The organism is Lentzea sp. NPDC042327 (genome assembly GCF_040647275.1).
Lineage (GTDB): Bacteria > Actinomycetota > Actinomycetes > Mycobacteriales > Pseudonocardiaceae > Lentzea.
The window spans coordinates 14,832-35,608 of sequence record NZ_JBEZBX010000005.1 but is presented as its reverse complement, the minus strand read 5'-3'; the positions used below and the strand labels follow the sequence as shown (position 1 = coordinate 35,608).

The window sequence follows — 20,777 nt, the reverse complement described above, 5'->3', positions numbered from 1 at the left end:
CGCGGTGACGGCACCCGGAAGGCTCTCAGCACCGGCCGTCGGTGGGATCGCGGCCGTCTTGTACCTGGTCGTCGTAGTACCGGCGCTGATGATCGCCACCGTCCTGGTGTCGGCGACCAGCGCGCTCACCGCCGCGGCCGCCTCGTGCACCTCGCTGGCCACCGGATTCGGTCCAGGCGGTGTGTCCCAGCAAGTCGGAGACCAGCAGTATTCCGCCGAGCAGCTCACCAACGCCCAGACGATCGTAGGTGTCGCGGTCAGCCGCAAGCTGCCCCGACGAGCCGGCGTGCTGGCCGTGGCCACGGCGATGGTCGAGTCCGAGCTGCGCAACCTCGACCACGGCGACCGCGACTCGCTCGGGTTGTTCCAGCAGCGGCCCAGCATGGGCTGGGGCAGTCCGGCACAGCTGCTCGACCCGGTCTACGCCACCAACAAGTTCTACGACGCGCTGCTTGCCGTGCCCGACTGGCCGACGAAGCCACCCGGTGAGGCCGAACAAGCCGTCCAGCGCTCCGGCTTCCCCGAGCGATACGGACCACGCGAACCGGCGGCCGCCGCCCTCGTCGAGAAGTACTGGCAGGGCCCGGACAACCCGGTGCCGCCCACCTCGGGCACAGGACCCGCGCAACAGGTGGACCTGGCGTACGGAGGCTGCCCGGACAGAGGCGGCGGCGAGCGCGTCGAACTCGACCCGGCAACGCTTCCGCCCGACTTCGCCCTGCCCGAGCATCCACAGCAACGCGTTGCCGTGGCCTACGCGCTGTCCAAGGTCGGCAGGCCCTACGTGTGGGGGGCGACCGGCCCGGACAGCTTCGACTGCTCCGGACTCACCCAGACCGCGTGGGCCCAGGCCGGCGTGGCGATCTCCCGCACCACCTACACCCAGATGTATGACGGCGTCGCCGTCGGCTCCCTGGCCCAGGTGCAGCCCGGGGACCTGCTGCTCATACCTGGCTCGGACGGCACCGCTGCCCGGCCCGGGCACGTCGCGATGGCGATCGGGCACGGCTACGTCGTCGACGCCTACGACAGCGACCACGGAGTCATCCTCACCCGGCTGGAGTCCAGGGCGGCCAGCGTCGTCGCGATCCGCCGCGTTATCCCTGGCACCGGAGAACCGGGAGGTGACCCCCGGACATGACCAGCCGCATGTCACCGGCCGGCGACCGCGACCTGGCCCTGATGGGCCTGATCGGCGCCGTGCTCGTCGTGCTCGCCGCGGCCGCAGCCGCCCTGATGTTCGGGGCGACGGTGAGCACCGCGCTGCTTGGCGGCCCCTGGCGGATGCCAGCCACCGGCAGGTGGCTGACCGGCGTGTTCGAGGTTGTCGCGAATCCAGGACAACCAGCAGCCGCGTTGGGGGAGCCGTGGGCGAGCACGCTGACCGGGCACACGGGCTGGTACTGGACGGTCACCGTGCTGCTGCTGCTCGCGCAGGCCACGCTCGTCGTCGCGGTCGTGATCCCGCTGTGGCGCCGCTTCGGCCCGGTACAGCCCGGCCACGCCCGCCGCGCGGACATCCACGCCGAGCTCTCGCTCGCGGCCGCGCGCCGCACCGCCGCCTGGACCCGGCCGGACCTGACACGGGCGCAAGCCCAGCGGGCACCGATCGACGAGGTGGCCGCACCGCTGCACCTCGGCCCCGACGGCCGCACCCCGCTGTGCACGCCGCTGGAGAACCCCAGCGGCACCCTCGCGCCCACCCAGTCCGGCAAGTCCCGCCAGGACCTGGTGCACAAGGCGATCGCCGCGCCGGGAGCCCTGCTGTGCTCGACCACCAAGCCCGACCTGCTCGAACTCAGCGCGCTGATGCGCGCCGCGCGGCACCCGAACGCCCCGGTCATGCTCGCCGACGCCACCGGCGCGGTGTCCTGGCCGGCGAAGATCCGCTGGTGGCCGATGCAGGGCTGCCACGACGTCCAGGTCGCCTACCAGCGCGCCTCGACCATGGTCGAGGCCGCCTCGGTGGGCATGGACGGCGTCGGCGGAAACGACCGCGTGTTCCGGGACCGGGCGAAAGTCGTGCTGCAGTCCTACTTCCTCGCGGCCGCCGTGCACCGCCGCGGCGTCGACGACCTGGTGCGGTGGGCGACGAGCAAACCGATCGACCAGGAACCGGTCAGGCTGCTGCGCGAGGCCGGACTCGACGACTACGCGCGCAACCTCCGCTCGGAGATCGGCATGGTCGCCGAAACCTCCGACGCGGTCTGGCTGTCGGTGCGCCGTGTGGTCGAGCCGTTCATGGACCCGGCGATCCGCGAGCTGTGCAGTCCGGCGCCGGGGGAAGACTTCGACGTGCAGGACTTCCTCGCGCGGCACGGCTCGCTGTACCTGGTCGCCGGGCAGCACCAGGCCGCGCAGGCAGCGCCGATCCTCACCGCGCTGGTCGAGCACTGGCTGACCACCGCCCAGGAGATGGCGCTGCACACCCCGTACCGGCGCCTGGCCCCACCGGCCACCGCGATCCTCGACGAGGTCACCAACGCCACGCCGGTGCCGCAGCTGCCCGCGATCGTGTCCGACTCCGCCGGCCGCGGCGTGCTGATGCACTGGGGCGCCCAGTCCATCGCCGCACTGGAAGAGACCTTCGGCAGCCAGCGCACCCGCCAGCTGATGGACAACACCACCACCCTGACCGTGTGGGGCGCGATCAAGGACCGCAGCACCCTGGAGTGGGTGTCGTTGCTGACCGGGCACCACGATCGGCGCCGCTACCAGCAGCAAAGCGACGGACTGCTCGGCCACGCCCGAACCTCGGTCGGAGTCGAGACCGTGCCGACCTACCGGCCTGGCGACGTCCGCCGTATTCGACGCGGTCGCGTCCTGGTTATCCACCGCCATCTTGACCCGGTCCTCGCCCGCACCCTCGACGTGCGCAAACGCCCGGACTGGCACGTTATCCGTGAACACGTCGAAGCCGTGCGTGCCGGTGCGGTCCCGATCGGACCTGACGGCCTCGCCCAGGCGACACCGCCTGCGGCGGACCAGATCGGGCGGCTTGCCTCATGAGCGCCGGCGAACCCGCGGACAGTGGTGGGGGAGCAGGGGATCGGGACGCACAGATCACAACCCTGATCAACCTCGCCGAAACGCTCAAGCGGAAGCTCGCACGCCTCGAACTCAAGCTCAACGAGCTGGCCGCACGCATCCCGGCCGAGACCCAAACCGAGGAAGAGGACCCGGCGGCACCGGCGGCATGGGTGTGGTTCATCCCGCCAGCGGCCGCCGAGAACGACCCTGGTGGAGACGAGGATCCGCGGTTCACCGTCGGCAACTTCGTCGCCTGGTACAACGTCACCTTCGTCGGCGTCGACGGAGGACGTGCCCGGCCGATCCCACCGTGCTGGCCACAGCACCCCGGCCTGGCGATGGAGATCGCTGCCCTCGCCTACACCTGGCGAGCAGCCAACATCGGACCCGCGGCCACCGAACGCGACGCCCAGCAGTGGCTGCACCAGTGGCGCCCCGGCTTCGCCGACAGGCTCGCCCGCGACTGGGTTCATCCCGACTGCCTCGACAGCGACCACCGCGACGAGCAGGCGGTGCGAGCCAACCGATTCGAACTCGCCGCGCAGATCGCCGACGAACCCACGCCGGAGCCGTAGAACCCGGTTCGACGATGCAGCTGAGGGCTCTGTGTTCAAGAACCTTCGAGCGATCAACGGTGCCCGCGTGTCGATGAAGCGGAGCGACGAGCGCGGGGACGTTAAGGTGCCGCACATCGCTCAGCACGCCACGGGGAATCGGTGGGCTGAGCAGCATGAGGTCATCGTCATTGACGCGTTCGAAGACCTCGACGTGTCCGCGGACAAGGTCTCGCCGTTCAACCGGCCGGACCTCAAGCCACTCGTGCTCTCCGACCAAGTCGTCTCGTCGCGCTGGGTCCGCACCCAGCGCTAGACAGCCAGGGGCTTCACGTCAGGCTTCGGAATCGCCTGAGATTGCCGAAGCCGGCTGCCATGCGACCGCGTCCGGAAGCTGTCCGTTCGACTCCGCGAACTGCACGACCGCGCGCCGAATTACGTCGATCGGGTAGAGCGACGACGGCGGGAAGTCGCGCGTCTGGTTCATGTGGTCGAAGTAGACCCGCTCTGCCAAGTCCTGCTCGAAGCTGCTCGGTGCGGCGAGGGTGTAGCAGCCGTGTTCGGCCTGCGGGCCGCTGAAGTACAGCGCGCCCAGCTCCTTGTGCAGGCCCACATCAAGGATCGAACCCTGATAAGGGTCGTCCGCGTCCAGCACCTCGAACATGATCGGGTAGTCGACCGTTCCACGGGCCTGGTCAAGCAACGCCCACAGTTCCTCAGGCGACTCGACACGAGTGGGCTCGGTGGCGTCGCTGTTCCACCACACCTCTAGCGCCACGGCGACTTCACCCCTCCCCGATAGGTCTTCCTCTTCACTCCGGCACCCGTCACCTCGAACACCGTGAGTGCGCTGCCTTCGGGCAGCAGCACCGGCACCAGCGTGTCACACCCGAACGGCCCCTCGCACACGCTGTTGTTGATGACGACCATCGCTTCCCTAATCCCGGAATCGGCCATGTGCACCGCAAGCTTGATCTCAACATCCGACGTCGTGACTGGAGCACGGCGGGCACCGAGTTCCACGAGCTTCTGATCCGCCCGTGCTGATAGCGCGTCCTTCCCGCTCACGATCGCCTCCTCGGCACCTTCTTCCGCGCCTGGGGTGAACCACCGGCCGTGCGTCTTCTGACCCGCACCGCGCTGCACAGGGGGAGGAAGCGCCTCCTTGATCCTCTTCAGCCAGCGCGGTAGGCCACCACCACCACCACCACCGCCACCACCACCGCCACCACCACCGCCACCACCACCGCCACCGCCGCCGCCACCACCACCACCACCACCACCACCCGACGCCACTTCGAGCCCGTAAAGGATTCCTTCAACACCAGACATCGCATCGCCGAGGGCGCCATGCAGTTCGCCGATGCCCGCAACCGCTTGCGTGAACTGTGCCGTCACGGCTTCGACATCTGCCTGCAAAGTGCCGGCGCCCGCGACCGAAAGTAGCTGTCGGGCGCCTTCGGCTAGCTCCGCAGCATTCTGAAGTGCCGTGCCCGCCTCCGCGGCCTTGTTGAGCACCTTGTTGAGACCGTCGCCGACCTCCCCGATCGATGCCACACCGCGCCCCCTTCTCACGATGCGCTGATGGTTGCACGAGCCACCGACAACCGAAGGCCCCACAGGCTCGCCGGCCTGCGGGGCAACGGTTCCAGGTATTGCCTATCGACGCAGCGCCAATCGGCCTCCTCTCGGCGGTGGTCTGGGAGCGCGACGCCTACAGCGCGTTCGCCCAGGTTTCGATTGCCGTTGCGGCGGGATGGACCAAGCTGGTCAGGTTACTGATTCCGATTGACCCGATTGCGTCCCAGGCGGCAACGGCTTCAATGGCGTAGGGGCTGAACGCGCCGGTCGAATATTCTGTCAGCTTGGCGAGTACCTCGTTCACATACTCGTCATACGGCTGAATGAGGCCAAGTCCAAGATCACTTCCGGCGATCTCCAGAAGTCCGGCCTTGATCACGGCTAGATTAGTCATTTTTTGATCGACCGCAGATCGAACAGTTGTGTTTTCGCGGTCCCACTAGGGCCGTAGAATTTCAACGGATTGCTCCAATTCTCCTGCTGGGTTCTGCTCCATGCCGTGCCGGAGTGTTGCGCGTATGCCCCGTCATCATCAGCGTGCACTCGATCTTCCGGAAGATTCGGCCAATAAGAATAAGATCGGCGTTATCCCGCGCAAAGTGCCACGGAGTCGGTATGACCACTATGCCAACGCCGAGCTGCCGAACGGCGCTGATCATCGACCGAAAGCCCGGGCGCGATTGAGCCGGGGCGTTTCCGGTGTCACTGAACGTCGAAACCAGTATCAGGTTCCTGTCCGAGCAGTACGCCGAAATCTCTTTCAGGTATTCCTGGCGTTGTGATAGCGGTCCCGACCCGGAGCAGAAGTATCCATACGCCGGGATAGCGGTGTCGTTCGCGATGGATGATCGAACTGTGAGCACTGGCTTCTCCGGGAACGATAGGTTGCTACAGACCGCCCTTGTTTGACCTGAAGGTGTGCATGTAGAGCATGCTGCACATGTCGTCTTCACTCATGTGCCGCAGAATATGGAAGCCGTGGCGCTCGTCGAATCCTGGCATCAGGTAGTGCAGGACGTCATCGACACTTTCGAAGAACCCTACCGGCTTGCCGTTCATCCTGAGAATAAGGCAACCGAGCGGCTCGATGCCGCCGTTGAAAAATTCAATACCCCAAGCCAATACATTTCTGACTTCGAGGCCGCCGATGACCTTTCCCTGCGTCCAGCAGACGGCGAACAGCCGTGGCCAGGCGGTCCAATCTTCGGCTTCGTCCGAGATGTCTGGGAGAGGAAACGAGCCCTCCGGAATCATCACGAGCGGTAGATAGGTGACCGCGTACCCGGACTCCCCGACGGGATCTGATCCTGTAGGAGGCTTGCGGAACTTGATGGTCGATCCAGCATGCACGCCCATGCGCATCGTCACGACTTCGACAGCGTCCTCGAACGTCCGCACCCGAGGGAAGTCGACAGCATCTCCTTCGGGCGTGGCTGTCGACGCCGAGACACTCAACTTCCGGCGGCCAAGGTTACTCAGTCGATAGCCGATGGACTTCGGCTTCAAGATCAGACCGGCCCGAACAAGGTCGTCCAGCACCTCATCGAGCCTCTTGAGCGGTCCTCGCACCTCAAGCCACAAGGAGTTGCGCCACCACTGCCGGCCACCGTCCTGAGCGAACAGGCTGAGAACCCGTTCCCGCAGCTCGGCAGGATACGGCTGACGTGGGCGGCCGAAGCCAAGGCGCCGCAGAAACTTCATCTACGATCCAATTCACTCCGCACGCGGCTAGGCGTGCACTGGTGCCCTTGAGCAGATTCGAACCGCTACTGAGACTCTTTTAAGGAGCTTGCCTCTGCCAATTGGGCTACAAGGGCCGGTATTTCAGTTCTCATGTCCGATGAGGAAAAGTTGCACCCTCCGGTCTCCGAACTCAATGAAGACCTGCTGCCCTTCGCAGGCGATGGCGTTATAGAGAGTATTTCCATACCAAAGCACGCGGTGAATCGCCTCGGTCACGCTCACTCCGTCACGCCGCATGACTTCTTCTATTCCAGACCAGTTTCCAGGGCTGATGTTCACAGTCAGCCGAACGCCGTCATCCTTGCTCACGGCCACCCCGCTTGCCGTGTCGCTCAATCAGGGAAAGGAACGGCAGAAGGATTTCGGCACTGCGGATTCGGCCGCAAAGCTCCTCTGCCGCGTCGTAATCGCGACGCGGCAGAGAACCACGGAGAAGGCCATACCGAATGAGGGTGGAGCAGCGAGACAGTTCTACCACTTGAACGTGATACGTCGTCATGATGATGTCGAGCAGCTCCGGGGCATCGTGTCCCGCCGGCTCGAAAGCCCTCAGCTCCAGATAGACGCGCTGGGCGCCCAGCGCGTCCTTCAAACTGACAGGGTCCAGCCCGAGCTGCCTGCCAATCCTTTTCGTCCGGAGAAACAGGCGCGTCCGCAGTACCAACGTGCTCGCGTATCGCGATGCGATATATGCACACTGGGAACGATCGGGTTCGATGACGAAAGACACAGATTTTCCTCGGCTCGTAAATGCGGATGAGCGCTTCCCGGCTACACGGCGAAGCGAGAGCCGTGCTCCTTGTGCCAGGCCGGAAACCTCATCCTCATATAGCGACCCAGCTCCCGCTTGACGTCGGCATTGTCTACCCACTTGGACGGCGTAGCGAAGTGATCAATCTTCCGAAGTGTCTCCCGCTTGTCTCGGAAGTCCCCGCTGAAGACCTCCATATAGCTGTTTTCCTGGCTCCATCTGATGGAGATGTTCACTTCTGGTATGAAGTCCCAAGAGATTACATAAGCCTTCTGTTTGTTCGTGGCGGGCGACATGTCACCACGCCGGATTCCGGTCGCCCGACCACGAAAGCCCATGCAGGAGCTGAACCTTCGCCTCGCGCAAAAGGAACGCTGTCTCCGCGGCGTCGTGCGCGGCCAGGCGTGCCATGCGGCAACTCGACCAAAAGGCCGCGATCTCCTCAGGAACGTCTACTACGTCGCCGACCTCCAAGGGCCAGATTGGCAACAACACGTGAACTTTCACTTCTCCCCCGACGGGCGCGAGCGCTGCTTCAGTGATGGCCTGGTTGGACATCAGGCCGAGTGGAGATTCCCCGTGCGGGCACGAAAATCGTGCTGACCGAGCCAGCACGACGCCCTGCGTCGATCCGCCACGGTGTCTGCGATCCGGGCGAAGACCGTCACGAGCGCCCAGTCCAGGCACAACCAACCCACGACGTCATTCCTGGCCTCCACCGGCGAACTGCTTGCGCCCTGCGCCTGGAAGACGGCGAGGCCGGTTTACGGGGGTACCGACCTCGCCGCCGCTAAAGGGCGGGCGCACGACGGAGCGCGATCCTGCTCGGGGCAGCCGCGCTCGGAACGTCGTCGCCCGCCGCGAAACCCGACGCCGCGCCGCCGGGAGTCAATATTTCGGGATGCCACGGCGGTCATCGCCCGCCCCGTGTCCCGAAATAGGTACAAATGCTTTCCCTTAGTCTGCGAATACCGTCCAGCATTGGGTCAAACAGAAACCTCAATTGCACGAACTCGTCACAGGGGGCGCAGCCACCCCAGGCATGCCACAGGCGGTATAGGTATGCCGCAGTGAATCCGCAGGCGAGACCCAGCATCGCGAGCAATACCCCAGCGAGCACCGACACACCTCCTGACCGTTCGAACCGCAAAGCCTGCGTTCGACTTCCTCGTGTCTTGATCGAGCAGGCGAATTCGAAGGTAAGCGGAATCGGGAACCTGGAGTGACAGTGAAGTGACAGTCCGTTCGGGTGATGGGCTGACTAGGTACCCTTGAAGGAGGCGGCGACAACCTGCCACCCCACCGGGAGGACTCGTGACGAACTCGACCGGCGTCGGTGCGAACATCGCGCGGGCACGCAAGCTCCGCAGCTACACCCAGGACCGGCTCGCCCGCGAGATCGGCTACTCGGTTTCGATGGTGCGCAAGGTGGAGCGCGGCCTTGAACCTGCCGCTCCCGCGTTCCTGTCCGCCTCAGCCCGAGTCCTCCGCGTGAGCGTCGACGAGCTGACCGGCGCTCCATACCAGGACACCATCGAGCGCAACGGCGGACTCGACGGACTTAGCGAACTTCGCGCCATCCTCGCCGAGGGGCTGCACGTACGGGCGATCGAACCGCTGGCACTCAACGAGCTGGCCGCAGAGCTGGACCGTGTAAACCTGAACTACCGCAACGACAAGGGCAAGCAGGCGCTCGCGAAGCTCCCGATCGTCATCAGGCAGCTCCATGGCGCGCTCTACAACGCCACAACCGACGCCGAGCGGGGCGCGGTGTACTCGTTGCTGTCGAGCGCGTATGTCACCGCAGAACGCATCGCACGCCGGTTCGGCCACCTACCGCTGACCACCCCGACGCTCGACCGGCTCGAAGTCTTCGCCGAACGCGCGGACGACCCGCTGTACGCCAGCCAGGCGCTGATGAAGCGAGCGCGGGTCCTGATGTATCACGACAGCTACGACGTGGGCCTGTCGCTCGTTGAGCAAGGACTCGCCCTGGTTGAGGGTAGCGACGAGAAAGCCCTCGCGGTCCGCGGGTACGGCCACCTCGCCGGCGCGATCGTGGCGGCGCGCGGCCGTAAACCGGACGTTGCGCGAGCCCACATCGAGGAAGCGCGGAGCGTCGCCGAGCACGTCGAAGGGGAGTCCGACGCATACGGAACGCTCTTTGGCCGAGCGAACGTCGGCATCCACTCCGTGGCGGTCGAGTTGGAGTCCGGCGACCCCGCCACCGCAGCTCGCGAAGGCTCGGCCCTGCACCTTCCTAAGTCGATTGCGCCGCCGCGCGCCGGCCACCACTGGCAGGACACCGCACGGGCTTATCTGCTGGCTGGCGACCCAGCACGGTCTCTTGCAGCGCTCGGCCGCGCTCGGAAGGTGGCTCCCCAGCAGACGCGGCTGCACCCGATGGTCCGGGAAACCCTTCGGGGCATCGCGATGCTTGAGCGCCGGAAGTCGGACACCGTCTCGAACTTCGCCGACTGGCTCGGTCCGAACGCCGTGCTCTGAGTTGAGGAAGCCCACCCGACCAACGCATAATCGAACATGTGATCGAAGGGCTCGGCAGTCGCGCGGAACCCCCGCGCAAGGCGGGCCGCGTCGTTCGCTGCCACCCCAAAAAGCTGGTCTGGATTCATCTCGACAAGGTGAACCCGATCGACGGCGCACCTCGATTCGCCTTCCCGGCAGGGCTTGATCTTCAATCGCGCGTGCCTGGCGAGCTGCACTTCTGGCAGATGACGACCACTGGCCACTGGGCGGGGTTCGTGTCGTATCGGATCTCGCAGGAGGGCGACGGCGGGCTGCCCATGTCGCACATGGTCATCGAGACCGCACTGGAACCCCGCGAGGACGCTCCCGCCCGGCCGGAGCAGCGCCGTCGGGGTCACTGACGCTACAGCCGCGGGCGCTACGATGGACTTCCTCGACCGCTCTGCTAGGCGGCGAGGAGCAGCACTTAGCTGAGCAGGGAGTGCATGGACACTTCTGCGCTTAGGCATCGGAGATGAGCGAGCACGCAGTAGCGAGCTGCGGGTTCGCCGGCGCGTCAAGGTCCCTGATCAGGGCCGCCCGAAGTTGGCGCGCTTGCATGACCCTTCCATGAGCGGCATCGCGCAGGTGGTCGAGCGACAGCACCGCCGCGGCCACCGAGTACGCGGACTTCGGCAGGAAGCGGCGCCGGCCCGCTCGTTCCGACGGGCCCAGCGGCGGCCGCCCCGTCCATCGCGCTCGACCGGCACCTCGGTGATGTCAGGCCCGCCCGCCGGAGAGGCAGGGAATCGCCGGTGCCGACCTGCGGCGGTGCTGCGGGCGATCTGGTCAGTACCCGAGGCCTGCGTCGAGGTCGGCGCGTTCGTCGATCTCGTGCAGGTCGTCGTAGCGGTCCAGTTCTTCGGCGACTTCGCCGCGCTCGGCGTCCAGGCCGCGGGCGTCGGCGAGTGCTTCAGCGTCCTCGCCGAGGTCTTCGACGCGCTCGATGACGTCGTCGCGGAGCGCGTCGAGGCGTGCCTGGTTGCGCGAGAACTGGTTCTCGGGCGTGGTCATGGTGGTCCTCCACTGGTCGTTGAGGGTGGTCCATCCCTGGGCGCGGGCGTTGGTGCCGGGTGGTTGAGGACCGAGCGGGACATCCGCGCTGGGTGTGGTGATGCGGTAGGTCTCGCGGTAGGCGGCGACATCGCCGACGAGCTCATCCCACCTCGCCGCGGCCGCCGGGTCGGTGGGCCGCGGGCCGAAACCACGTGACCAGTCCGGCTGTACTTCGGTGACGTTCTCGCGCACCTGGGCAGCGCGGTCGGTGATGGCTTCGCCGAGCAGGGCGAGGTGCTGGGCGAGTTCCGGCCGGTCGGCCAGCACCTGCGGTGCGGGGGCGTGAAGCCAGGGGAGTGGGCCGCGCTCGTGCGCGGGCTCGCCGGGGGGATCGGCACGCTGGACGCGTTGCTCGACCAGCCGGTACAGCACGGCGGCGGGATCGCGGGCGCTGTCGAGGCCGGTCAAGCTGTCGGCGTCAGGAACGACCTGCTCCACAGTCCAGCCCTGTGCGTGCGCCTGCCGGAGAAGCCACCGCACCGCAGGTTCGGCGTCCTGGCCCAGCGCGGACGGGACGCGGGTGGCGAGCACGTCGGTGATCCGGTCGTCGAGGTGTTCCGCGATGGCCGCTCGCGTGCCGCGTTCATAGCGGCGCACCAACGTGTCCAGGCGTTCCTCGGCTGCCGGCGCGGTGAGCAGCTCATCGCCGCTGATCACCGCGATCAGCTCGTCGAGGTCGAGGTCGTCGGTCAGGACGTTCGTGGTGCCGGTGTTTTCGAAGGTGCCGGCCTCGTCGGCGATCGGTGGTCCCCACCTGCTGATGAGGCTGCGCCACGCTCGTGCGCTCAGGCCCTGGTTGTCCGGTTCCGGACCGAGGGGATGCTCGGGGTCGTTGGTGGTGACGCCGTGGCTCTCGCGGTAGGCGGCACCGAGTCCGGCGAGTTCGTCCCAGTGACGTGCGGCGTGGGGGTCGTCGAGTGGCCGGGGTCCGAGGCCTGCTGTCCACACGGGTTCGTCGGCGAGCGCCGTGGCGCGCAGCTCGTTGACGCGGGCGCCGATGGCTTCGTTCACGCGGTCCAGGTAGTCCAGCAGCTCCGGTGTTTCGGTGAGCTGCTGGTGGTTCGGGTGTGCCAGCCAGGGCACGGCCGGGTGCCATCCGGCGCCTTGGTCGCGTTGGCCGCGCAGCGCGGAGTCCAGCGCCACGACGGTGAACTGGTGGTCGGGCAGCGGGTCGGCGATCGGTTTCGCGGCGAGCCAGCGCGCGGCCTCGGTGATCGCGGCGTTCGCGTCGAGGCCCTCGTTCGCGGCGGCGGCCGCCATCTGCCACACCCTCTCCCACGTCGGGTCCTCGACCGCGGCGTCGGGCTGGTGCTGCTCGATGATGACGCGCCAGCGGTTGGTGGCATCGAGCGTCGGGGCGGCGGTGCGCGCCGGCGCGGGGGTCTGCGCGACGCGTTGCTGGATCCGCCACTGCAGCACGGCGGCGGCGTCGTCGACCTCGTCGCCGGCGACCGGGCCGCTGGCCACCGCGGCCAGCACGAGGTCCTCAGGCTGCCAGCCCAGGCTGTGCGCGGTGCGCAGCGTGGCCCGCAGCGCCGGGGCGGCGGGGTTGTCGATCAGGTCGGGGACGTGCTGCGTGAGCGCCGCGTCGACCTGCTCGTCGACACCGAGCGTCGCGACGTAGGTGTGCCGGCCGACCAGGGTGCGCAGCGACTCCGAGGCCGCGAGGGCATCGCGGAGTTCTTCGTTGGCCGAGGTCTCCGCCGAGGAGCGGGCCAGAGCGGCCTGCAGCAGGCCGCGGGCAGTGAGCGGGAGCGGCGTCTCCTGGTGGGAGTCGATGGTGTGCTGCTCGGTCTCGGCGTAGATCCGGTTCTCGTGCACCGCGCGGGTGATCAGCGTGTAGAGCTGCTCGGCGGACAGTCCTTGGGTGACGATCGCGTGCGCGGAGCCCTTGCTGGTCATGCCCTGGACACGGTTGATCGTGGCGCAGTAGGCGAGCTCGACGTCCTCGCGGATGTACTCGGCCGGGACGACGACGGTGCCGGCGTTGGCCTGGTTGCGCAGCTTCAGCGAGCCGTCCCGGCGGACGGCAAGGACGGTCCAGGTGTCGCCGTTTTTCAGGAAGTCCCGGCCGCCGAACAACGTCCTGAGCCGGTCGTTGCGGCGGGTGACGACCCAGTCGCCCCGGCTGGCGGAGGTGCCGTCGTGCAGCAGAACCGACGGGCCGCGGTCGTCGACGTCGCCACGCGTCACCCGCAGTGCGCGGGCTTCGAGGTTGAGGGCGGTGACATCTTCGTTGGTGGGGACGATCAGCAGGGACTGACGGCCGGCGTCCAAGTCAGCTCGCCATGCGCGGTGGGCTGCGTCGCGGATGGTCTCCCGGCTGCCTTCGGAGACCCAGTCCTGCGAGAAGTAGTAGTCGAGTCCGGCAGGGTCGCCGGCGTGCAGCGCGAGGGAGGCCGCGCGCTGCTCGGGGTCGTTGAACCGGACGACCTCGGTGAGCCGGATCGCGCCGTTGAGGTGCTCGAACCACCGGACGGCGCCGCCGGCCTCGACGGCGGCGAGCTGTTTGTCGTCGCCGACCAGCTTCACGTCGGCGCCGCAGCGCAACGCGTAGGCGACGACATCGTGCAGCGTGTGCGTGCCCGCCATCGACACCTCGTCGATGATCAACACGTCACCGCGGCGGAACCCGAATGCTTTCTCGACCACGCCCATCTGCTGCGCGGTGGTGACCTGGTGCAGGGTGTGCGGGTGCGCGTCGATCGACTCGGCGAGCACGTGCGCGGCCCGCGCGCTCGGTCCGAACGCGTACACCCGGCCGCCTTCGGCGCGCACCGCGTCGGCGTAGACCTTCATCGCGGTGGTCTTGCCCGCGCCGGCCGGGGCGAAGAGCAGCTGCACTCGCCGGCCTGAGGTCGCGAACCGGGTGATGGCGGTGCGCTGGCCGTGGTTGAGCTTCTTCGCGGACGCCATCGCCCTCGTGAGGGTGTCCTGGTGCAACCGGCGGCCGTCGGTGAGCCGGCCCCAGGATGCGAGCGCGGACTCCTCGCGCAAGGTCCGGCGGGTGGTGAACCGCTCGCTGTTGTGCTGAACGAACACGGACTGCCCGGAGCGGCGGCGCAGCGCACTCGGCTCCTCGACCAGCGACGGCGCCTGCAGCGAGATCAGCTCGTTCGACTGCAGCACCGTGTTCACCACGTCGGTGATCAGCGCGTCGCGGCCGCCCGCGGGCACCCGCAGATGGGCGGTTTGGCGGTGTGCCTCAGCTTCGAGGTTCCAGCGGTTGAAGTGCGAGTAGTAGTCCGAGACCATGCCCACGGTCGCGGCCGCGAGCTCGCTGACGTCGATCTCGGAGAGCGGTTCGCCGCGGCCGCCGAACACCCGCTCGCCGAGCGCGGAGACCACGTCCTCCGGCACGATCTGCTCGGCCTGCTCACGCCACAACCGCAGGTGATCGGCCAGTGACTTCGGTTCCTGCTTGCCGGCGCGGGTGCTGTACTGGGCGCGGCGGGAGATCTCCAGCATCTCCTTCGGGGCCGGTTCCCGCCCGTGGGCATGGCGGAAGGCGACGATCTGGCGGGCGCGTTCCTGCTCGACCTGCGAGGCGCGCGTGCTGAACCCGGCGAGCAGTTCGGTGGGCACGCCGTCGAGCTCCCAGGTGGGCCTCTTGAGGTCGATGCCGCCCGCGGGCTTCTCGTTCCAGACCGCGCCGTGATCACGCATCAGGTCGCGGACGCGGCTGTTGTAGAACTCCGACATCGTCACGCTGGCTGCGAGGATCGTGCGGCCGTCCAACGAGGTCCAACGACCGTCCGCGCTCTGGACCTTCGTGCTGATCGGCACGTGCGTGTGCAGGTGCGGATCACCTGCGCGGCTGTCCCAGTGCTCGAAGATCGCGGCGGCGATGCCGTTGACGTCGTGCTGGGTGTGCCCGCCCGCGCCCTTGCGGGTGTAGGCGACGGTGTTCTCCAAGTAGGCCAAGGTGTCGAGCACGGCCTGGCGGTGCACGCCCACGACCAGCTCGCGGGTCGCCGCGTCGCCCAGCGCGAACATGACGCTGACCGACTTCGGCGGGGCGAGAACCAACTCGAAGCCCGCCGTCGCGGACTTCATCGCCTTCTTCTGCTCCGTGAGCCACTTGACCAGCTCGTCGTCGGACGGCGCCCGGCCGTCGTGCTTCTCGGCGTAGGCCCGCGCCTGCACCTCGCGCCGGATGACCGCTCTCGTGGCCTCATCGATCGGCGCGCCGGGCGGCTGGTTGTTGTCGAGGTTGTGCTGCTTGTACGCCTCGATCACCTTGCTGCGCAGCTCGTCCAAGCCGTCGTACTGCGCGAACCGCGCGCCGAGTTTCGTTGCCGCCATCGCCTCGGCCGGGGTGTGGCCGGCGGCGATCATGTCCGCCTCGATCCGGGCGGCGTCCGGGTGACGCCCTTCGCCGAACAAGGCCAGCATCTGCTCGCGGCTGACTTCGCCGCTCACGCCGAGCGAGGCAGCGCCCTTGCCGAACCATTCGCCGGGCGGGTAGCCGTGCGCGAGGTAGTAGTCCGCCAGCGACTCGCCGTCGTCCAGGCCGCGGTCGGCGCACGCCACCGAGCCGGTCAGGTACGTGTACCCGCCGGGGCTCATCTTGCGCACGCCGATCACGAGATCCAGCCGAAACGGCACGTCAGCGGCAGTCCAGGAGTTCGGTGAAAAGCGTGCAAAAACTCGCTACTCGAACGATTCAGAACCGTGGCGCACTCAGAGTGCAAGAGGTGCTGTGTGCCGGCGGGTGGGCCGGAAGCGAAGGGGCGGCAGGCTGGGGTGGCGGGCTGGTGGGTGGCGGACGGCGGGTGAGGCGCTGGCGGGGCTGGTGGTGGCGTGACGGGTGCGTAGTGGGTGCGTGCACGACAAAGGCCCCCCGGCCGAAGCCGAGGGGCCTTTGCAGGCGAGTTCAGGTACAGGCGGAGCACCGAGGGAAGCGTTCACCCGGTAGCCGTCGGGGGCATGAGCGGCCGGTGAGGCGGGCTGCTTCGCGCCGTCGGGTCTCGGCCTGTGCCTTGGCGTCGCACTGTTCGCAGACGCCCCGGATGTACTGGGCGTCCGGGTCGGTGATCGGCCCTTGGCACTGCGCGCAGCGGTACGGGTTGAGTTCGTAACGGCATTCCCAGCACAGGCCGTCGTCGTTCGCGGCGGCCTTCGGGTCGTCGCAGTAGCGTTCGCGCTTGCACGCGGAGCAGTCGGGTACTGGGATTTGTGGGCGGTCGTCTTCTCCAGCCCAGCACTGGGCGAACGTGTCCCTGGTGTTCGGTGCGGTGTGTTCCCGGTGCTGCCACTGGTTGCCGCGCACCGGCTCGGTGGTGCTGTTGTGGACGCTGTAGGTCACGGGTGACTCGTCGAACTGGGATCGCCACCCCGTGTAAACCGTTCCGGGGGCGTAGTGGTCCCAGTCTTCGTGCTCGGCTGCGTCCAGCACCCGGACCCGAATGCGACCGTGCCCGCGCTCGTGGAGCAGTTCCACCACGTGGTCACCACCAACGGGGTACAGGATGGGGTTCGCAGAGTTGAGCGGACGAACACCGGTCAAACTGGGCACGTAACCGTGCGGCTCCTCGGGTCGGGCCACCTTGGCGGCGGTGCCGGTGATCGAACTACGGCTGTTGCTCACGATGCCTCCAAAGCGGCGGAATGGCTGGGTGCCTGGGGGCCGTGGTCCGGCGGGCGGCCGGACCACGGCGGCGGGCGACTACGCGGCCCAACGGCCCTGGCGGGCGGCGCGGCGGTCGCGGCGCGTGGCGCTGGCCTTCGCGTCCTTGACTCGGCGCGCCCATCGGCGCGTACGGGAACCGACGTCGTGGCGCATCTCGAAAACCATCGTCTCTTCGAACTGGCGGCACGGGCGGCGGCCGGTGCTGGGGCGGGTGCTCATCGGGACTCCTGCGGGTGGCGTGGTGGGGACTAGTCGGCGTTCGTGGTGCGGCGTTCGTGGCACCAGTCGCAGAAGGTGTCTTCGGGGGAGAGATCCTGGCCGCAGATCGCGCACGGTTCGGGCTCGATGTGTGCTGCGGGGAAGACGGTCCGTCCGCCCGCCTGGATCAGCACCTCACCGGCGGGCACGTCGCCCGTCCATGTGTTCGTGACCCGGCCTGCCGCGTGCGTCCGGTGGTGGCGGGGCTCGGCGGCCTGGATGTGCAGGGCCTCGGATCGGACACCGGTAGCCGGGTCTGCGGTGGCGCGTGCGGCGGCGTGGCCGATCTGCGCCGAGGTGATGTTCAGGTCTCGGTGGAAGTTGTTGCGGACGTTGCTCACGGCGTGTTGCTCCTGCGCAAGAGTGAGGGGGCCGTGGTCCGGCTCGGCGGCCGGACCACGGCGGGAGGCTGGCTAGCGGTTCGCGGGGCGCCTGGTGCGTGCGTCCGCCTTGCGCTTGCGGCGCTTCGACTTCACCGCGTGCTGGCGGTATTCGGCCGGTGCGGCCTCCGGTTCGGTCGCCGTCTGCCCTGTGGCGGCTTCCTCGGCGGCAAGCTCGGCGACGAACTCACGGCACAGCTCGTCGGCGCACACGCCGTCACGTCGTGCGGCCTGCTGCCCGCACGAGGCGCACAACGTGCTGGGGGTCTCGTTGCGGCCTTCCTCGTCCGGGACGTTGGTCCCGACCCACTCGGCGATGAGGGCTCGCGTGTGCGCGTTCCTGCTCGCCGTGAACGCCGATCGCAGAGCGAGCAACCCGGCGAACGCGTCCTCGCGGCTGTCGAAAATGAACGCGCATCGCGCGTGAACGGCGTCGCGCAGGGTGTGACCTTCCGGCAGTGGCGCGATCCCGGGACGGTTGTCCGCGCGGCATTCGCGGCACAGGCCGTCGTCACCGTGTCCGGCGCGGGCTCGGGCGGCGTCAAGGTCGCCCCGTTCGCGGAGCCTGGTGCAGTCGAGACACGGGAGTTCGACTGCGGTGCGGTACAGGGCGGCGGCGTCGTAGTCGACGTCTCCGGACGCGTACACCTGCTCGGCTCGGGTCCGCTCGTCGCGGTCGAGGTTCTGCGCGCCTTCGGTGAGTCCGGCGCGGGTCTCGGCGTAGCTGGCGGCGATGGCGGCGGCGTTCTGCTCGTCGCGGCTGCGGCGGCGGCGGCGCACGTCGTCTCGGCGGCTGGTCGTGACCTTGCTCGGAGCGCGGTAGCTGCTGCGGTTGCGCGTGGGCTCGTCAGTGTTGGGCTGACGGCGGGGCTGCTTGTCGCCGTAGGCCATGAACGCGAGAACCACGTTGCGGTCGGCGTCGCTGGGCGCGGTGTCGTAGTAACGCTGGAAGACGGCGGCGGCCGTACGCGGGCGGTCCTTCAGCTCCTTGTCCAGCATGTGAATCAGCCACAGTTCGCGATCGGTGGCGCGCTGGGTGAGCTGCGCCGCCACCCGGGACGCCTCGCGGATGCGGCCGTCCCTGGTCAGCTGCGCCATTTCGGCGACGAATTCCGAAGTAGTCTTAACGCGAGACATTGAATTGAACCCCACTGCTGAGTTTCTACGCTGTCACCGGGCTTGGCCTTCCCGGTGTTTCTTACAGTCTTAATCTTAGTGCCCACAAAGGTAAAACTGCAAGTTTTCGACCGTCCCCGGCCTCTTGTTTATTTGATCGTTACCACTGCGGTAAGGCTCTGACCTGCGCTTTTGCTCGTCCGGGACGGGCAGTGCACGTCATGAAATGAGCGTGCAGTTAATTGTTGCCGCCCTTTCCTCCCCCGTCCCCCCTGTCCTTGCCGCGTCTTGTGTTGTGACAGTCGCGTCAAGGGGGGTCCTGAAAAAATTTTGCCGGAGCTTGCGGAGGCAAAATCTTTTCGGGTCCCTTGATGTGGCTGGCGCGACATAAGATGATTCGGTGCAGGGGGGCCCAGGTGACCACTCCACCTGATCAGGGCGACGCGCAGTGCGGTGCCGGGGAACGCTACGTACGTGCGCGCGGTCCGGATCACTTGAGGTCCAGGACGGCCGGCCCGTCGTCACCACTTCGTCGGGCGGCAGGCTCACCCTGCCGATGTTCCTGCGGGCCGGTGGTCCGCGAAGCGCGAGGATTCGCTATGCTGCTTGTGCCGGTTGGGGTTCTCTGAGCTTCTACGCGCCGGCACGTGTCGCATCCTTGGCCGGACACCGTGAGAGCGGGGTTAGCCTCCCTGCGGGGAAGCTTGTGCGGCACATCAAGGCGTGTCCTGTCCTCGGGCCGGGCACGCCTTTTACGTTCCGGGGTGCTGCTGGCGGGCAGCCCGCGCTTCGCTCCCGTTTGAACGTTCTGGTCCTCATCGAGGTCTGCGCGTCCCGCCTGTCGCTTACAGTCGCCACGGATCGACGGGGAGGTCGAGGATGGCGGAGCAGACGAAGCCGACGCGCCGACGGCATCGGCGGTCGACGGCGACCAGTCTCATGCTCGAAGCCGCGCGCGAACGCCGGCTCACGCAGCTTGCCGAGCAGCGAGAGAAGGAAGAGCGCGTTGACACCGCGCTGACGGATTTCTATGCCGCCGGTGAGCGGATCGCCGAGATCGAGCAGGACGCCCGGCGCAAGCTTGAGCCTCTGGAACGCGCGATGGCCGAGGTTGCCCAGCGGCGTGAGCGCCTGGTCGAGGAGCAGCGGACCGCGCAGGGACTGGCTGCCCTGGCGATCCACGAGAACGACGTGACGGTCATGGAGGTGGGGCAGTTGCTCGGTGTGGCGGAGAAGCCAGCCCGGCAGCTGATCGCCATCGGCCGGCACGCCGCGGCGGCCGTCTCCGGCGGCCCGTCGCCGGAGACGGCGACCGAACACCAGCTCGCGGACGATCACGACGGCGGGCCGGGGCACCAGAACGAGGGCCAGGCACCGACGGCCCCTCCTCCTGCCGTCAGCGCCTGACCTGTTGCCGGTGCCGCTGGCCTGAGACCGCGACGCCGGCAACGGGCTGGACGCGACGCTGATGGATCAGCTGGCCTGTCGTGCGGGCACGGCGCGGCGCGAGGTGCTGCGGGAGCCGCGGAACCACCGCGCCCACAGCCAGCCGGTCGGGAGCGCACCGGCCAGCATGAGCCACGCCGCGAGGGGCCGCAGGTCACCGAGTTGGCCGACAGCGACGGCGAACGGGGTGAGCACCGCACCGGCCAGTGCTCCCCAGAGCAGACGGCGCCGGAGCTTGGGAAGCAGCCAATACCGCGTCAGGCGGAACGCGACCGCCGTGACCAGCGCACCGATGACGGCGAGGAACGGCACGCCGGCCAGCCAGGGACTGCCCGGCTCGAACGCCTTGCCCGAGAGCAGGGCGACGAGACCGGCGGTCGCGGCGCCAAGGTAGGAGCCGACGCCACAGGCACCGATGAACCGGGCGAACGTGACGGCGGTGGTGAACCTCATGTCGTCCGAGAGTAGGACACCTCGGCCGCCTGGTCTGCGAAAATTGCGGGATTGTGGCGGTTGCGGACGGTGCGACGGTGACCGGGCCGGTGGCCTCGATCGTGAAGTTGCAGGGGGAGTCATCTGGAGTCCCGCCTTTCGTCCTCGGCGAGGCCTTCGCCCTACGCGAGTACGGGTCCGTGGCGGCGGCGGCCTCGTCCGCTGCTCGTTCCCAGCCATCGCCGTAACCGGTGCACTAGGATGGCGAGCGG

Annotated in this window: 20 protein-coding genes and 1 tRNA gene; 7 read left to right on the top strand and 14 right to left on the bottom strand. The window is 67.9% G+C overall.

Annotated features, from left to right (window positions below):
* Positions 1–4: 4 nt before the first annotated feature.
* From AB0A63_RS13970 to AB0A63_RS13955, 4 genes are read left to right on the top strand one after another with little or no spacing between them, the layout of a single operon-like run.
* On the top strand, positions 5–1,141 hold the full coding sequence (locus AB0A63_RS13970) for a C40 family peptidase (RefSeq protein WP_360389996.1): 1,137 nt from the start codon (positions 5–7) through the stop codon (positions 1,139–1,141).
* Positions 1,138–3,009: a TraM recognition domain-containing protein gene (locus AB0A63_RS13965; RefSeq protein WP_360389994.1), complete on the top strand. Its 1,872-nt coding sequence runs from the start codon at positions 1,138–1,140 to the stop codon at positions 3,007–3,009. The genes AB0A63_RS13970 and AB0A63_RS13965 overlap by 4 nt, the downstream gene beginning before the upstream one ends.
* Complete coding sequence (locus AB0A63_RS13960) at positions 3,006–3,605, top strand: hypothetical protein (RefSeq protein WP_360389992.1); 600 nt, start codon at positions 3,006–3,008, stop codon at positions 3,603–3,605. Before AB0A63_RS13965 ends, AB0A63_RS13960 begins: the two co-directional genes overlap by 4 nt.
* Positions 3,606–3,636: 31 nt before the next feature.
* On the top strand, positions 3,637–3,900 hold the full coding sequence (locus AB0A63_RS13955) for a hypothetical protein (RefSeq protein WP_360389989.1): 264 nt from the start codon (positions 3,637–3,639) through the stop codon (positions 3,898–3,900).
* An 18-nt stretch (positions 3,901–3,918) separates the two neighbouring features.
* Here the strand turns inward: AB0A63_RS13955 and AB0A63_RS13950 are convergent, their stop codons facing one another.
* From AB0A63_RS13950 to AB0A63_RS13910, 9 genes are all read right to left on the bottom strand, one after another.
* The gene (locus AB0A63_RS13950; RefSeq protein WP_360389986.1) at positions 3,919–4,362 is read right to left on the bottom strand and encodes an Imm1 family immunity protein; all 444 of its coding nucleotides are present in this window, start codon (positions 4,360–4,362) and stop codon (positions 3,919–3,921) included.
* On the bottom strand, positions 4,353–5,141 hold the full coding sequence (locus tag AB0A63_RS13945; RefSeq protein WP_360389983.1) for a DddA-like double-stranded DNA deaminase toxin: 789 nt from the start codon (positions 5,139–5,141) through the stop codon (positions 4,353–4,355). Before AB0A63_RS13945 ends, AB0A63_RS13950 begins: the two co-directional genes overlap by 10 nt.
* Before the next feature lie 157 nt (positions 5,142–5,298).
* The gene (locus AB0A63_RS13940; RefSeq protein WP_360389980.1) at positions 5,299–5,544 is read right to left on the bottom strand and encodes a hypothetical protein; all 246 of its coding nucleotides are present in this window, start codon (positions 5,542–5,544) and stop codon (positions 5,299–5,301) included.
* 76 nt (positions 5,545–5,620) lie between these two features.
* The gene (locus AB0A63_RS13935) at positions 5,621–6,028 is read right to left on the bottom strand and encodes a recombinase family protein (protein WP_360389978.1); all 408 of its coding nucleotides are present in this window, start codon (positions 6,026–6,028) and stop codon (positions 5,621–5,623) included.
* Between the two features lie 25 nt (positions 6,029–6,053).
* Positions 6,054–6,866 (bottom strand): hypothetical protein, encoded by an 813-nt coding sequence (locus AB0A63_RS13930; RefSeq protein ID WP_360389975.1) that lies wholly within the window; start codon positions 6,864–6,866, stop codon positions 6,054–6,056.
* A gap of 39 nt (positions 6,867–6,905) precedes the next feature.
* Positions 6,906–6,982 (bottom strand) — tRNA-Leu (locus AB0A63_RS13925).
* A gap of 7 nt (positions 6,983–6,989) precedes the next feature.
* Positions 6,990–7,217 carry a hypothetical protein gene (locus AB0A63_RS13920; RefSeq protein WP_360389972.1) on the bottom strand — a complete coding sequence of 76 codons (228 nt, stop codon included), beginning with the start codon at positions 7,215–7,217 and terminating at the stop codon, positions 6,990–6,992.
* A complete protein-coding gene (locus AB0A63_RS13915; protein ID WP_360389970.1) occupies positions 7,204–7,638 on the bottom strand; it encodes a hypothetical protein in 435 nt (144 codons plus the stop codon). The genes AB0A63_RS13920 and AB0A63_RS13915 overlap by 14 nt, the downstream gene beginning before the upstream one ends.
* Positions 7,639–7,956: 318 nt before the next feature.
* Positions 7,957–8,217, bottom strand: coding sequence for a hypothetical protein (locus AB0A63_RS13910; RefSeq protein WP_360389968.1), 261 nt, complete (start codon positions 8,215–8,217; stop codon positions 7,957–7,959).
* Positions 8,218–8,973: 756 nt separating this feature from the next.
* Here AB0A63_RS13910 and AB0A63_RS13905 point away from each other — a divergent pair.
* Both AB0A63_RS13905 and AB0A63_RS13900 read left to right on the top strand, forming a co-directional pair.
* Complete coding sequence (locus AB0A63_RS13905) at positions 8,974–10,164, top strand: helix-turn-helix transcriptional regulator (protein WP_360389965.1); 1,191 nt, start codon at positions 8,974–8,976, stop codon at positions 10,162–10,164.
* A gap of 38 nt (positions 10,165–10,202) precedes the next feature.
* Entirely contained in the window at positions 10,203–10,547 is a 345-nt protein-coding gene (locus AB0A63_RS13900) for a hypothetical protein (protein WP_360389963.1), read from the top strand.
* Between the two features lie 427 nt (positions 10,548–10,974).
* Here AB0A63_RS13900 and mobF read toward each other — a convergent pair whose 3' ends face one another.
* From mobF to AB0A63_RS13880, 4 genes are all read right to left on the bottom strand, one after another.
* Positions 10,975–15,849: a MobF family relaxase gene (gene mobF / locus AB0A63_RS13895; RefSeq protein WP_360389960.1), complete on the bottom strand. Its 4,875-nt coding sequence runs from the start codon at positions 15,847–15,849 to the stop codon at positions 10,975–10,977.
* 268 nt (positions 15,850–16,117) lie between these two features.
* Positions 16,118–16,831: a hypothetical protein gene (locus AB0A63_RS13890; RefSeq protein ID WP_360389958.1), complete on the bottom strand. Its 714-nt coding sequence runs from the start codon at positions 16,829–16,831 to the stop codon at positions 16,118–16,120.
* Between the two features lie 290 nt (positions 16,832–17,121).
* Positions 17,122–17,472 carry a hypothetical protein gene (locus AB0A63_RS13885; RefSeq protein WP_360389956.1) on the bottom strand — a complete coding sequence of 117 codons (351 nt, stop codon included), beginning with the start codon at positions 17,470–17,472 and terminating at the stop codon, positions 17,122–17,124.
* A gap of 72 nt (positions 17,473–17,544) precedes the next feature.
* Positions 17,545–18,609: a hypothetical protein gene (locus AB0A63_RS13880; protein ID WP_360389953.1), complete on the bottom strand. Its 1,065-nt coding sequence runs from the start codon at positions 18,607–18,609 to the stop codon at positions 17,545–17,547.
* 897 nt (positions 18,610–19,506) lie between these two features.
* Here AB0A63_RS13880 and AB0A63_RS13875 point away from each other — a divergent pair.
* The gene (locus AB0A63_RS13875) at positions 19,507–20,034 is read left to right on the top strand and encodes a hypothetical protein (RefSeq protein WP_360389950.1); all 528 of its coding nucleotides are present in this window, start codon (positions 19,507–19,509) and stop codon (positions 20,032–20,034) included.
* 66 nt (positions 20,035–20,100) lie between these two features.
* On the opposite strand, the gene AB0A63_RS13870 is transcribed toward AB0A63_RS13875, so the two are convergent.
* Entirely contained in the window at positions 20,101–20,526 is a 426-nt protein-coding gene (locus AB0A63_RS13870; RefSeq protein WP_360389947.1) for a hypothetical protein, read from the bottom strand.
* Between the last annotated feature and the right edge of the window lie 251 nt (positions 20,527–20,777).

Excerpts from the sequence above, each read along its gene's own strand:
- AB0A63_RS13910 (WP_360389968.1), bottom strand. The coding sequence starts at position 8,217 with ATGTCCAACCAGGCCATCACTGAAGCAGCGCTCGCGCCCGTCGGGGGA.
- AB0A63_RS13965 (WP_360389994.1), top strand. The coding sequence starts at position 1,138 with ATGACCAGCCGCATGTCACCGGCCGGCGACCGCGACCTGGCCCTGATG.
- AB0A63_RS13870 (WP_360389947.1), bottom strand. The coding sequence starts at position 20,526 with ATGAGGTTCACCACCGCCGTCACGTTCGCCCGGTTCATCGGTGCCTGT.
- AB0A63_RS13875 (WP_360389950.1), top strand. The coding sequence starts at position 19,507 with ATGGCGGAGCAGACGAAGCCGACGCGCCGACGGCATCGGCGGTCGACG.
- AB0A63_RS13960 (WP_360389992.1), top strand. The coding sequence starts at position 3,006 with ATGAGCGCCGGCGAACCCGCGGACAGTGGTGGGGGAGCAGGGGATCGG.
- AB0A63_RS13930 (WP_360389975.1), bottom strand. The coding sequence starts at position 6,866 with ATGAAGTTTCTGCGGCGCCTTGGCTTCGGCCGCCCACGTCAGCCGTAT.
- AB0A63_RS13880 (WP_360389953.1), bottom strand. The coding sequence starts at position 18,609 with ATGGCGCAGCTGACCAGGGACGGCCGCATCCGCGAGGCGTCCCGGGTG.